The organism is Methanobrevibacter sp. (assembly GCF_045112895.1).
Taxonomy (GTDB): domain Archaea; phylum Methanobacteriota; class Methanobacteria; order Methanobacteriales; family Methanobacteriaceae; genus Methanocatella.
Map to the genome: position 1 here is coordinate 61,869 of NZ_JBGUIH010000055.1, position 12,163 is coordinate 74,031.

10 protein-coding genes and 5 tRNA genes are annotated in these 12,163 nt (G+C 34.0%); 3 read left to right on the forward strand and 12 right to left on the reverse strand.

The annotated features are described in order from the left end of the window. Window positions 1–32: 32 nt before the first annotated feature. Window positions 33–1,157 carry an NAD-binding protein gene (locus tag ACJMLD_RS09370; RefSeq protein WP_405270843.1) on the forward strand — a complete coding sequence of 375 codons (1,125 nt, stop codon included), beginning with the start codon at window positions 33–35 and terminating at the stop codon, window positions 1,155–1,157. A 20-nt stretch (window positions 1,158–1,177) separates the two neighbouring features. Here ACJMLD_RS09370 and ACJMLD_RS09375 read toward each other — a convergent pair whose 3' ends face one another. From ACJMLD_RS09375 to ACJMLD_RS09395, 5 genes are all read right to left on the reverse strand, one after another. Beyond that, window positions 1,178–3,262: a hypothetical protein gene (locus tag ACJMLD_RS09375; protein ID WP_405270845.1), complete on the reverse strand. Its 2,085-nt coding sequence runs from the start codon at window positions 3,260–3,262 to the stop codon at window positions 1,178–1,180. Window positions 3,263–3,296: 34 nt separating this feature from the next. Continuing rightward, window positions 3,297–5,243: a SpaA isopeptide-forming pilin-related protein gene (locus ACJMLD_RS09380; protein WP_405270847.1), complete on the reverse strand. Its 1,947-nt coding sequence runs from the start codon at window positions 5,241–5,243 to the stop codon at window positions 3,297–3,299. Window positions 5,244–5,467: 224 nt separating this feature from the next. Continuing rightward, the gene (locus ACJMLD_RS09385) at window positions 5,468–5,884 is read right to left on the reverse strand and encodes a PadR family transcriptional regulator (protein WP_405270849.1); all 417 of its coding nucleotides are present in this window, start codon (window positions 5,882–5,884) and stop codon (window positions 5,468–5,470) included. Window positions 5,885–6,041: 157 nt separating this feature from the next. Then, window positions 6,042–6,932, reverse strand: coding sequence for a formylmethanofuran--tetrahydromethanopterin N-formyltransferase (gene fhcD / locus ACJMLD_RS09390; RefSeq protein WP_405270851.1), 891 nt, complete (start codon window positions 6,930–6,932; stop codon window positions 6,042–6,044). 81 nt (window positions 6,933–7,013) lie between these two features. Further along, complete coding sequence (locus tag ACJMLD_RS09395; RefSeq protein ID WP_405270853.1) at window positions 7,014–8,078, reverse strand: UPF0104 family protein; 1,065 nt, start codon at window positions 8,076–8,078, stop codon at window positions 7,014–7,016. Window positions 8,079–8,145: 67 nt separating this feature from the next. On the opposite strand from ACJMLD_RS09395, the gene ACJMLD_RS09400 reads away from it, so the two are divergent. Further along, window positions 8,146–9,573: a TrkH family potassium uptake protein gene (locus ACJMLD_RS09400; RefSeq protein WP_405270855.1), complete on the forward strand. Its 1,428-nt coding sequence runs from the start codon at window positions 8,146–8,148 to the stop codon at window positions 9,571–9,573. Between the two features lie 54 nt (window positions 9,574–9,627). Further along, window positions 9,628–10,278, forward strand: coding sequence for a potassium channel family protein (locus tag ACJMLD_RS09405; protein WP_405270857.1), 651 nt, complete (start codon window positions 9,628–9,630; stop codon window positions 10,276–10,278). A gap of 2 nt (window positions 10,279–10,280) precedes the next feature. Here the strand turns inward: ACJMLD_RS09405 and ACJMLD_RS09410 are convergent, their stop codons facing one another. The 7 genes from ACJMLD_RS09410 to ACJMLD_RS09440 all read right to left on the reverse strand — a co-directional run bounded on the left by ACJMLD_RS09410 (window position 10,281) and on the right by ACJMLD_RS09440 (window position 12,103). Next, entirely contained in the window at window positions 10,281–10,892 is a 612-nt protein-coding gene (locus ACJMLD_RS09410) for an MBL fold metallo-hydrolase (protein ID WP_405270859.1), read from the reverse strand. 59 nt (window positions 10,893–10,951) lie between these two features. After that, window positions 10,952–11,099: transfer RNA gene (locus ACJMLD_RS09415), tRNA-Trp, on the reverse strand. A 56-nt stretch (window positions 11,100–11,155) separates the two neighbouring features. Continuing rightward, window positions 11,156–11,563: a Holliday junction resolvase Hjc gene (gene hjc / locus ACJMLD_RS09420; RefSeq protein ID WP_405270862.1), complete on the reverse strand. Its 408-nt coding sequence runs from the start codon at window positions 11,561–11,563 to the stop codon at window positions 11,156–11,158. A 111-nt stretch (window positions 11,564–11,674) separates the two neighbouring features. Further along, window positions 11,675–11,750 (reverse strand) — tRNA-His (locus tag ACJMLD_RS09425). Window positions 11,751–11,784: 34 nt separating this feature from the next. Further along, window positions 11,785–11,867: transfer RNA gene (locus tag ACJMLD_RS09430), tRNA-Leu, on the reverse strand. 58 nt (window positions 11,868–11,925) lie between these two features. Continuing rightward, window positions 11,926–12,000 (reverse strand) — tRNA-Glu (locus ACJMLD_RS09435). Window positions 12,001–12,029: 29 nt separating this feature from the next. Then, a tRNA-Ile gene (locus ACJMLD_RS09440) sits at window positions 12,030–12,103 on the reverse strand. Between the last annotated feature and the right edge of the window lie 60 nt (window positions 12,104–12,163).

Genomic DNA, 12,163 nt, shown 5'->3' on the forward strand with positions numbered 1-12,163 from the left:
AATATAATTATCTTAATTTAAGGGAAAATTTCATGAGACAACTAACATTAAAAATTTTAACAAAATTGCCTACAAAATATGTGACCAGCGGATTAATATTAATCATAATACTGTTCATATATGGTGTGCTGGGTTCTCATTTCATAATGGGCTTAAATATTATTGATTCCATTTATTATGCTGTAATCACAATGACTACAGTAGGTTATGGAGACTATACCCCTCATACAGGAATTCAAAAGATATTTGCAACTACTTTGGCCCTTGCAGGAGTTGCATTGCTTGCTTATGTATTTAATATATTACTTACTGCTTTTCAAGAGAGAATGAGCAGATATTCAAAAGGTGCTAGAACAATGAAAACAATTAACGATATGGATGATTATTACATTCTTTGTGGATGTGGAAGAGTTGGAAGCGTCGTATTTGAGGAATTAATTCAAAGAGATCAAAATGTGATTGTGATTGAGAAAAATAAAGAAATCTGTGAAAATATTAAAGAAAATGATTCCGTCGTGACAATACACAAAGACGCAACTGAAGATGATTTGATTACAAAATTAGCGGGTGATAAATGCAACAGCGTGATAATAAGTACTGGAGATGACGTAAGCAACCTGTTCATCGTTTTAACAATACGTGAAACCAATCCTGATGCATGGATTGTTACAAGAGCAAGTAAATTAGAAAATATCTCTAGACTTAAAAAAGCGGGCGCTGATAAAATTGTTTCACCTGAAGTAATTGGTGGAAAAGACTTATATTATGAATCAACACGCCCTCATGTATTAAGATTAACCGTGAACCATGGTCCTGATGAACTTTTAGACGAATTTGAAATAATAACTAAACATGGATGTACATTAGAATCAATCGATTATCATATCCCTGGGATTGAAACACCTTTAAGCCGTGAAATTAAAACTAAAGATTTGGAAGAAGGTAAAAAATATGTAAATTATTTAAAAGAACATCCCAAAGCAAAAACAGCACTGGAAAATCTATACAAAAGTGTTAATAACATCCATTCTCATACAATTTCCGGTCCTGACAAACCTACTTTTGATAGATTAATGCAAGATTTAGAAAAACAGGAAGAGATTATTGGTAAAAATTTAACTGATAAGGAAATAGCTGAAATAACTAGAAAAAAATAAAATAAGTACAAAAAATAAAATTAACTTTTTGTACTTGCCAACATATTAATTTGGTCCAAACACTTAATTAAAGCAGCATTATCGTTCATGCCAATAGCTAGAACATCATTATAATCTGAACCATTAACAGAAACATTATTTTCCGCTGAACTATTAGTTTCAGCAGTATTATTCACAGTGATATTGACCTCATCAGCATTGGTTTCAGTAACGTTCGTCTCAACAGTATTATTTACTGTGGTATTGACTTCAGTAGTATTGGTTTTAGTATTATTGGTTTTGGCAGGGGTTGGAGCAGACTTTATTTTAATTGTACTTTTAGCTGAAACGAAATATTTTATATTGCCAGAATATATGGCTACACTATAAGTACCTGCCTTCAGGGATTTAGTATTGAACTTGGCAACACCCTTCGAATTTGTTTTAACTGTATAAACCTTTTTGCCTATCTTTATTTTAAGTGAGAGGTTTTTAATTGGTTTTTTTGTTTTTTTGTTCTTTACGGTTATGTCGAAAGTTTTAGCTTGATTTACAGTTTTAGTCAATTTAGGTGCCTTTACAGTAGTTTGCGTTTTGATTAGCTTATCAATACTTCCGAACTTATGAACTCCCAACAACATCATGGAAGGTGTCTTCGGCAACTTATTTTTAGAGAAAAATTTACCCTTGAAGTAAATATCATCCTTTAAATGTGCGGTGCTTCTTCCCATCAACCGGCCATTATCATTCGCGGCATAGACTTTTAGTGTTGATGTTGTCTTGCCTTCGGTGGTTGTAGCTTTCCAATGGAAGGCTGTAGCATCCCTTCTATTGACACCAAAACTATCGGTAGCTGCAATTTTTATTGCCGCCTTGGCAGGATCCTTGCTGAATTTCGCCCAAGTACCGTGTCTAAAACATGATTTTCCATTAGGAACACAAATGTATTCCCCAGGCTTTAATTTTCCAGTCTTAATTCCACTTGCCCAGACAATGGCATATTTCCCATTTGGAGCTTTTATTGAAAAATGACCTATGCCCAATGTCTTTTCGTATTTTTGAATCTTTTTCAAATAGGACTTCACAATTTTGCCGGATTTTGCCATTTTTCCGGCAAGCTTTTCAATAGCATGATTGATTTGGGCATTGTCCCGTCCGCCGGTTGCGAACATCCATCCATCAGCAGTAGTCACCAAATGAAAGAAATAGCTGTTCTTTTTATATTGCTTTATAGCAGATTTTCCGGATAATGTGTATTTTACAATGTGCAAAGTTTTAGCATTTGTAGCATCTCTTCTAAAACCCGCAACAGCTTCAGTATTGCTTACCTGGACATATAATGAAGAGCAACCCGTTTCAGCCGTTGGCTTAATGGTCAAAGTAGCTTTGCTGGATTTGGATTTCAAATTCTTATCCTTCTTGATATAAGTTACAACCTTATAGGAACCTACCTTAAAGTTCTTTTTCAAATAAGCTACGCCATTAGCATCGGTAGTTGCATAATAAATTTTGTATTTATTGTTTGTATAAACCTTAAAAGCCACTTTTATCCCCTTGACAGGATTTTTAGTGATTTTGTTAATGACCTTTGCTTTGAAAAATAAATCGGATTCCCAATAGGTCTTGTAATCCTTGGTTTCAACCAGCAACGATGCCTTATTTACTTTAACAACTGAAGTTGCAATGCTTGAAGCGTAATCATCATCACCTGCAAAATTGATTGTTGCTACATAAGTTTTAGGCTTTAAATTTAAATCTAAAACAAATTTACCGTCCGCATCAGTTGTTTTATTATAAACCTTACCATTGATAGAAACAGAAACAGATTTGTTCAAAACCGGTTGATTATCAGAGCCTTTCAAGTAACTGACAAGCTGAGCATTCTCTTTGTAATATGTTGTAACATCATTGGTTTCTATCTTAGTATCGACTTGGCTTTGGCAATCATCAGCTGATTGGATTTCATCTATGACATTATCAATGTTTTCGGTTATGGGAATTTCATCGATATCCTGACTGAGTACTGCATCGTCCAAAGTAGCCTCAACAGTATCATTGTCTGCCGCTGAAACCATACCCATTGTTAAAAGAAAAAACATTGAAATAATTAAAATTCGTTTAAACATGTTTTCCTTCTCCAAAAAATAAAATTAAGTACAATTATTTAATTTTAATTGTACTTTTTGCAGAAATCACATAATGTGAATTTCCTGAAGTTATAACAACTTTATGACTTCCCTTTTTCAATTTTTTAGTATTAATTTTCGCTATACCTTTTTTATTAGTTTTTGCATTAAATATCTTATATTTTTTACCGGTAAAAACTTTAATTTTTACTTTAACATTTTTAACTAGTTTTTTAGTATTCTTATGTTTTACTGTTACCTTGAAGTATTTTGACTTTTTGTACTTTGCAGTTACTTTAGGAGCTTTTACGGTAGTTTTGATTTTTGTAATTTTTATAACAGACGAATGGGCATTGAAATAATAAGACTTGTTTGGTAACGTAGTTTTGACAATATAACTTCCAGGAGCTAGGCTGGAAGCTTTAAAACTAGCCTTTCCATTATTATTTGTTGTTAACTTATAGGTCTTAACAAGTTTTGATCCTTTATAAACCTTTAAAGTAACCTTAAAATTCTTTAAGACCTTATTTGTATTGGAATTGATGACCTTTAATGTAAAAGATTTGCCTGAGTTATAATAAGTTGTCAAGGCTGTATAACTAACGATTACCGGAGAAATTATATTCTTTAAACCTATACAATTATTAAAGGCAGTTCTGCTGGACGCTGCATCAAGTTTTACCTTATTTTTAAATTCAGCATCAACAAAATTTAAATAGGCTTTCTTAATATCATCAGACATGGCATTCATTTCAATTGTTGAATCAGCAAATCTGGATTTCGCAATTGACAGATTGCCTTTGCTCAATGATACATATGAATTTTTAGTAAAACTGGAGTTGACTATATCGAAGGTATTCGCAAAAACATCAATACCGGAATTTGAATCAAAATTAGTATTTTGTATCAATCCCGAACCTGAATCCAAATGAGCATTCTTAAGATTGGAATTATTGACTGTTAACTGATTTGAACCAGATATTAATGCATAATTCTTATTATAACAATACATTTCTAAGTTTTCAATATTACAGTTATCCAATTCCATTTTAACGGCATTCCACAATACCATAACATAATTTGTGAAATTTGAATTTCTTATAATGTTCATGTTATTTTCTAAGTATAATGAGGGATGCATTGAGTCAACAAGTTTGGGATTATCTACTGAAATGAATGAAGAATTGTCAATTGAAAGTTTAACATTTATCTGCTTAGCGCCTTGCTTATAGAATGCAATATCTCCCGCAGCAAATTCCTCTTCAATATCATAAATAACTTTATTTAAGTTAAAGCAAGAATTGTTAATATTTATATAACCCTCTTTTGAATTATCCCCAACAACATATATTGCTCCACCACGCGCAGCGGCATTATTGATGAATTGTGAATTGATAACGTTAGTAGTATATCCATTAGCCTCCATTATTGCAATTGCACCACCGACAGATGCCTCTCTGCCTTCTGCAACATTATCATTAAATATGCAGTTAATGATATTGGTATTCCCACCATTTATAGAAATGGCTCCCCCTACTGAAAACTTATTGGATTTAAATTGGCAGTTTTTAAAAGTAACATTGGAATTTATGATACTGACCGCAGGGGAAGCTTTAGTGAATATGATATTTTCAATTTGGACATCCGAAGCATCTTCGATTTCGAATACTGTCATGGAATTTTTTGCATTAATGGTTGTTTTATTATAAACACCAACTATATTTACTGATTTATTAATTTTAATATCCAAATAATCATCAATTTCCTTAGCGGTTGGAGAATATGTTTTGGATTTTAGATTGACCGTACCACTTTCTTCAACAACATCGACAGCATCTTGAATATCGTCAAAATCACTGCCTGTGACAACAACATCAGATACATCTGTCTGATTATCTTCTGCACTGACCATTCCAATACATAAAAAAAGAACAAAAAATACAGACAGCATTTTCATAGTATTGTTTAAATTAAACTTCATATTAACCACATCGTAAACTAATAAAAACAAGCAAGAGAAAAAATGCAAAGAATAACAGTCATTAATAGTAAAAAGCTATTTTAAACTCCCACTCATTTTCAACCATTCGGGAAGAAATAAGAAATTAAATCCTTACATTAACCCTACAACATTATAATATCATTTATAGAAAAGATATAAACTGATATTATCAAAACTATAATACAGGAATAGGAAAGACGGAATTAATCCATATCATCAAATAACAATTTCCATTGAGGCGAAGCGTGAATTATATCAAACCTTGAATAGATATAATTTAAAACATATTCCCCATCATCAGTTATTTTAAAATATTTTAATTTTTTATTATTTTTAATTTTGATTTCACTTGCAATAATGCCTGATTCTTCCATTTTATTTAAAATTGGATAAATATTGCTGGGATTCGATTTTTTCAATGCCATTTCATCTATAAATATTTCAAAAAACTTGTCCAATTCCTTTAATATTCCATATCCATGAATGATCCTATTGTATTTAATAATCCATAATATTAAAAAGCGTGACATTCCCTTAACATAATATTTGATTACCGGGTTATTGCTTATAACCTCCGAATAGTTTTTTTGAATGTCGGCCTTGAAATTTTCATCAGACATAATATGCTTTCCCAATGTTTTTAAAAAAAATAATATTCAATTGAAATTGAATTACAATTAAAGTATAATAACAATTGATATTTAAAGCAATATTATTAAAATTAGTATAAAATATGTGATATGTAAAAAAAGTAAAAAAAGAAGAGAGTTAAACTCTCTAGAATAATTCTTGTAAGTTAATGATGTAAGCACCTAATTTGCCGTCGAAGTTACCTGCTGAAATTTCAAGTACTCCATCGACTGAACAAGCTGCTACAATACCAGCTTTCATAGCTGCTTTTACGGATTCTTCATCTATACCATCAATAACAATTTCAAATACACCGTCAGCATCATCTCTGATATCAGAGTCTACTTCACCTTTTAAGGTTACACACATTTTTTCGTTAGTGGATGCGTTTAAGAATTTGGAGTATTTGTTGGATCCTACTTTAGAACCGGATGCAACCATACCACCAGGGAATGGAGTAATTACACCTTTAACATTTCTGATAGCTGCAACTGCTAATTCGGCAGCTTTAACACCAGTGATTTGGTCTTTTGCTAAAATGAAGAAGTTTCCTCCAGCTACACCATCTGCAAATCCGAATTCAGATTCTACAAGGAAGTCACCGGACATGATTGGGATGGAGTGAACTTTTCTTCCATCAATGCAGCATTCTTTTTCAAATCCGTCACCGAAGAATTTTAATTTGTTACCTGTTTTTAAGGTTTCTTCTGCATCAAGCAAGTTAAATGCTGCTGCGGTAGGAGCGGTTAAAACACACATACCGATTCTTTCCATTAATTCATGGTCAAGTGCCTTTTTACTGCCTTGACAAATCATAATTGCATAACCTGGTCTTCCGTCAGGAGTGCATTCAGCTGGTACAAAACAGTCAATACCTGCTTCTGCAGGACATCCGATAACAGAAGTTCCGTAACCTGTTGCTTCAGTAGCTGCAATTTTTGCTAATTTTGCAGTTGCTGCAGTTACTAAGATTCTAGTTACTTTAATTCCGAAACCTTCTGCATAAGTATCTTTAATTTCTACGCCATTAATTTCCATGATTTCACCAAAAATTTTTTCAAAAAAATATCTTTTGTGATAATAAAATTTATGATTATGAATTAAAATAAAGTTTTCTATTTATTCATTTGATTGGCTTTCAACAATTTCTTCAATTTCTTCAGGTGAATCCGTAAATGAAATTTGATTTAGAACAGAGGATCCGTAATACGGCAAAACGGCCATACCTAACATTGTAGCCATCCAAAATGAAATCAACCTTTCAATGACAGTTGCAGCCGCACTTACTGATGCTGGAATTCCTGCTGCTGAGTAAAGAAGAATCATCAATCCGTCAACTGTTCCCAAACCTCCGGGAAGAAGAGGAATCATTCCCACCAGACAAGATACAATAAATACTTCACCAATAACTATTAAATTGACATTGGCACCAAATGCTGAAAACACCAAATAAACTCTTAAAATTTCAAAAGCCCATATTACAAATGATATTGTGAGCGTATAAGCCAAACCCTTCTTATTTGACATCAATACTATCATGGTATGCTGAAAGCCCACAATTGCATCATGAATTGAGTTTTCTACAGACTCTGAGTTTTTCTTATAAAATTTTCTCACAATAGCAAGAATCCAACCTTCAACCCTATTTCCAAAGCTTGGATTGATGCACATGTAGATAATAGCAAACAATATTGCTAGAATGACTACTACTGAAAGAACCATTACGGCCAGCAACCATAACTCAAAATCGAAAAACAGTGCCATTGAAGATATTGTGATTGCGGCCAATATCACAAATGGAAATGTATCCAACGCCCTATCCGCAACGACTGCAGCGAATGTTTCATCGAATGTATATTCCTCCTTATCCCTATAGAGAAGATATGCCCTTACAGGCTCTCCACCGCCACGTCCGGAAGGAGTGATATTATTGACAGCAAGCCCCACCAAAAGCATCGGGAACAATTTTTTAAAGCTTACATCCATTCCTGCAATTTTATTGAGGATTTTCCAACGAAAAGTGTATAAAAAATAAGTGCAGACTTGAACACCAATAGCTAAAGCTATCAAATACAAATTAGCCATTTTCAAAGCTGCAATAACTTGGTCGATTCCTACAAAGTATAGCATTCCCAAGAGAATAAGAACACTTATAACTAAGAGGAGTATTGTTTTTTTATCCATAGTCATAATAAGTTTTATTTTCCATACTTATAAATTTATATAGATATTTATTCAAATTATTACAATAATGAGGTATATAACTAAAAGCGATTTGTTGGTTGTTGCAAACAATTCCGGAATGTTGATGATAGGAATTGGACTAATGTGCTTAATCCCATTAATCTTCGATTTAATCTATTTTGAGTTCGACATCATAAGTTTTGTTGTTCCCGCCGCAATCTCAATAGGTTTGGGATATGGATGCATGAGATATTTTGAAACTGACAAAAAAATGCGGCTTAAACATGGGATGATGATTTCCTCATTCGGATGGTTATGGGCAAGCATTATCGGAGGGCTTGTTTTTACGCTTGCTACAAATATGCCATTTATCGATGCTGTTTTTGAAAGTATGACTGCTCTAACAGGCACTGGAATGACCATGTTTGAAAACGTTGAAATATTGCCTCACAGCATACTATTTTTTAGAGCTTTTGAACAATGGGTTGGAGGATTGGGAGTTGTTGTTATGGTAATTACCGTTTTGACAAAGCCAGGTTCCGTATCTTCCAAGCTTTATCAATCTGAAGCTCGTGATGAACGTATCAAACCTAGTGTTAAAACAACCCTTGAAAAAACATTCGAAATATATTTGATTTATACCATAGCAGGCATTGTTCTATACATCCTTGCCGGAATGCCCGTTTTTGATTCAATCTGTAGCACATTACATATAATTTCGACTGGAGGAATGAGCATTAAAAATGCAAATATGGGCTACTACCAAAATGACGTGATCTATTTTATTTCAATTGTTTTAATGATTTTAGGTGCAACAAGCTTTTTAGTCCATTACAAAGTTATCAAAACAAAAGGAAAATCTTTAATCCAGGATTTGCAATTCAAAATTATAATTACTGTAATTGCATTAGTGACATTGATGCTCTACTTCATATCAGACATAGTTCCAATGGAACTGCTGTTTACCATTGTGTCTGCAATAACAACAACCGGTGCGACTGTTGCCCCGCCTCTGACAATGGCAGGATGGCCTTCTTTTGTAATAATCTGTTTGATGTGTTTGATGTTAACCGGAGGATCAAACGGATCAACAGTAGGTGCAATCAAACTTGTAAGAATGATTACATTCTTTAAAGGAATATACAGGCACATCAGGGAAATCTTATCTCCTGAAGGCAGAGTCGTTGCTGTGAAATTGCACGGCCACAAAATACCTGAAAAATCAATTTCACAGGCAGGAAATTTCATTACATTATATATGATGTTTATCATGTTTACATGGGCACTATTCTGCTTGTTTGGTTATGACCCATTTAGAAGCCTGTTTGCAGCCATGTCTCTTCAAGGCAATAACGGATTGGAACTGGGAATTGTAAATCACACCTTGAATCCCATATTGAAAATAGTAAGTATGTTTGATATGTGGACTGGAAGGATAGAAATATATCCTGTATTGATTACATTAAGAGCATTTTTCGAAATCTTTAAAAGATAAATTTATTAACTTAAAAAATCAATATTGATTATTCATTATTTGTGTGGTGATTTGATGTATGTAATTATTATGGGTGGAGGTCGTGTAGGACTTGCCCTTGCAAATTTATTGATTGATGAAGGTTATGACATTACCTTAATTGAAAGTGATGAATCATTATGCTCAGAAGTTGCAGGAGAACTTGATGCGCTTGTTATTTGTGGAAATGGAACAAATTCAAAAGTGCTTGAAGAAGTCAATGCGGAAGATGCCGACTATTTCATTGCTACAACAGGTAATGATGAAGCAAACTTGCTTTCATGTATTCTAGTAAGGAAATTTGATGTTCCGCACATTATCGCTCGTGTAAGTAATCCCGATCACGAGGAAGCTTTTAAGGAAATCGGTATTGAAAAGGTTATCAGCCCTGAAAGAGCTGCCGCCGCACATCTACAAAGGTTAGTTACAAGACCAAACGTTGCAGAGTTGACAACAATCGGTCAAGGTGATGCAGAAATTTTAGAAATGACTATAACTAACGATAGAATCGTTGGAAAACGTTTTAAAGACATTTCACCAACCAAAGAATACATTATTATCTCAACTTATGAAAATGGAAAACTTGAAATTCCTCAACCGGATAAAACAATTACAAGAGGAGAAAAAGTCACTGTCCTTGTAAAAAGAGGAAACTTCAAAAAAGTATCCAAAAAATTAGAAAAATAGTATTATAAAAAGGAATAAGACAATTTAATATGGTCCTTTCCATTTTTTTCTACTATTGGACCATGACCAGGATATATGTTTTTTACATCCAATTCAGTTAACTTTTTAACACTGCTTTTCATATCATCATAATTTCCACCGATATCCATTCTGCCGACTCCACCGCCGGCAAAGACAGTATCGCCACAAATTAAATTTTCACCATCCCATAAACAGATTCCTCCGCTTGTGTGTCCTGGAGTGTGTATAACTTCAAAATCCCCAATTTTATCTCCTTCTTCAAGTTCAATATCGACTCTTGAGTTGTTAATGCCCTCAAATCCGAAAGCTGACCCTGCAGTACCTAAAGTATCTTCATTTCTGATAGGAATTGCATCTAATTTATGAACAGCAATTTTTGCATTTGGGAAAAAATGATTGCCCCCAATATGGTCAAAATGACAATGAGTATTGACAACCAGTTCAATATCTTCAGGTTCGACACCGTTTTCTTTGAGTTTTGAAAATAAATATTCCTTATTTTGACCAGCTCCGGTGTCAACTAAAGTATTTCCATTGATTAGATAACAATTTGAATCGTAATTATACCCCATGATAAAAATAATCTCTGACATAAAAGATAATATTGTTGCAAAGGTAATTAAAATTTTTGAAAAAAAGATTTGTATAAAAATGGGGTCACAGGGATTTGAACCCCGATCCTGGGATTTCTCTTGCCTCAGTACTCCAATTGTTCATCACAACAGGTACTGCTCAGTTACGCGTATATTTCTTCAAAGACAACTGGAGTCCCAGATGATGCCAGGTTACACCATAACCCCATATGTAACATACAACATTAGATTATATTTTAATGATATATAAAGATTACCATTTACTAAAATTTCATTTGTTTATCAATTCCAGCTATTTCATCGATTTCTAGGCCTTTTTCCAATGCATAATCCTTTTCAACTTTAAAATTGCCGTTTCTAGTACGTGGAGTATTTTCAGGTTCCAAAAATAACCATTTAGTATATTTAAATCTGACTCCAATATAAGGCCTAGCACCGAATATTTTTGAAAATTCGCAAAGCGCCTCGATTTGAGGTGCCTCAATATATATTTTATCTTTAGTGGTAGTCTTCACTTCAATAGCCAAATATATTTTACCATTTCCAGCCACAACATCAGGTAATGGATTTTTAGTTGCGCCTCCAGATGCCGGAGCCCTCATTGCTGCAAAATTCCTTTCCCAAAGCTTATGCACCAAATCCCTTTCTTCTGCAGACCCTTTTTTAGCCATAGTAACACTCTAAATAAATTATTTCTTATAATAACTAATATTAAATTAACTAGTATATAAAAAGAATGAGAGAGCAATTGAAAAGTAATAATAGAAAAAAAGTTTTATAAATGGGGCCGGGGCCGAGATTCGAACCCGAGTCCCGGGATCCACAGTCCCGGAGGATGACCACCTACCCTACCCCGGCAAGTTATAAATTTTGATAAAAAACATTGTTAAAGTGCGGGAGCAGGGATTCGAACCCTGGTAGACCTGCGTCAACAGGTCCTAAGCCTGTCCCCTTTGGCCTCTCGGGCACCCCCGCTTATATAAAACAAAGGATACATAGAAACCATTAAAAATCTTAACAAAATTTTTTAGAATGCTCCGGCCGGGATTCGAACCCGAGTCTTCGGCTCGAAAGGCCGAAATGATTGGCCGGACTACACCACCGGAGCACATACATTCAATACATTTTTAGTTAACATGGGCCCAATGGGGTTCGAACCCATGGCCTTCCGGTTATGAGCCGGACGCTCTACCTGGCTAAGCTATGGGCCCAAAAGCGCCGTCGACAGGGCTCGAACCTGTGACCAATCGGTTAACAGCCGAACGCTCTAC

Bases quoted from the DNA above. Each gene is read 5' to 3' on its own strand.
- ACJMLD_RS09370 (WP_405270843.1), top strand. From the start codon at position 33: ATGAGACAACTAACATTAAAAATTTTAACAAAATTGCCTACAAAATAT.
- ACJMLD_RS09375 (WP_405270845.1), bottom strand. From the start codon at position 3,262: ATGTTTAAACGAATTTTAATTATTTCAATGTTTTTTCTTTTAACAATG.
- ACJMLD_RS09380 (WP_405270847.1), bottom strand. From the start codon at position 5,243: ATGAAGTTTAATTTAAACAATACTATGAAAATGCTGTCTGTATTTTTT.
- ACJMLD_RS09385 (WP_405270849.1), bottom strand. From the start codon at position 5,884: ATGTCTGATGAAAATTTCAAGGCCGACATTCAAAAAAACTATTCGGAG.
- fhcD (WP_405270851.1), bottom strand. From the start codon at position 6,932: ATGGAAATTAATGGCGTAGAAATTAAAGATACTTATGCAGAAGGTTTC.
- ACJMLD_RS09395 (WP_405270853.1), bottom strand. From the start codon at position 8,078: ATGGATAAAAAAACAATACTCCTCTTAGTTATAAGTGTTCTTATTCTC.
- ACJMLD_RS09400 (WP_405270855.1), top strand. From the start codon at position 8,146: ATGAGGTATATAACTAAAAGCGATTTGTTGGTTGTTGCAAACAATTCC.
- ACJMLD_RS09405 (WP_405270857.1), top strand. From the start codon at position 9,628: ATGTATGTAATTATTATGGGTGGAGGTCGTGTAGGACTTGCCCTTGCA.
- ACJMLD_RS09410 (WP_405270859.1), bottom strand. From the start codon at position 10,892: ATGTCAGAGATTATTTTTATCATGGGGTATAATTACGATTCAAATTGT.
- hjc (WP_405270862.1), bottom strand. From the start codon at position 11,563: ATGGCTAAAAAAGGGTCTGCAGAAGAAAGGGATTTGGTGCATAAGCTT.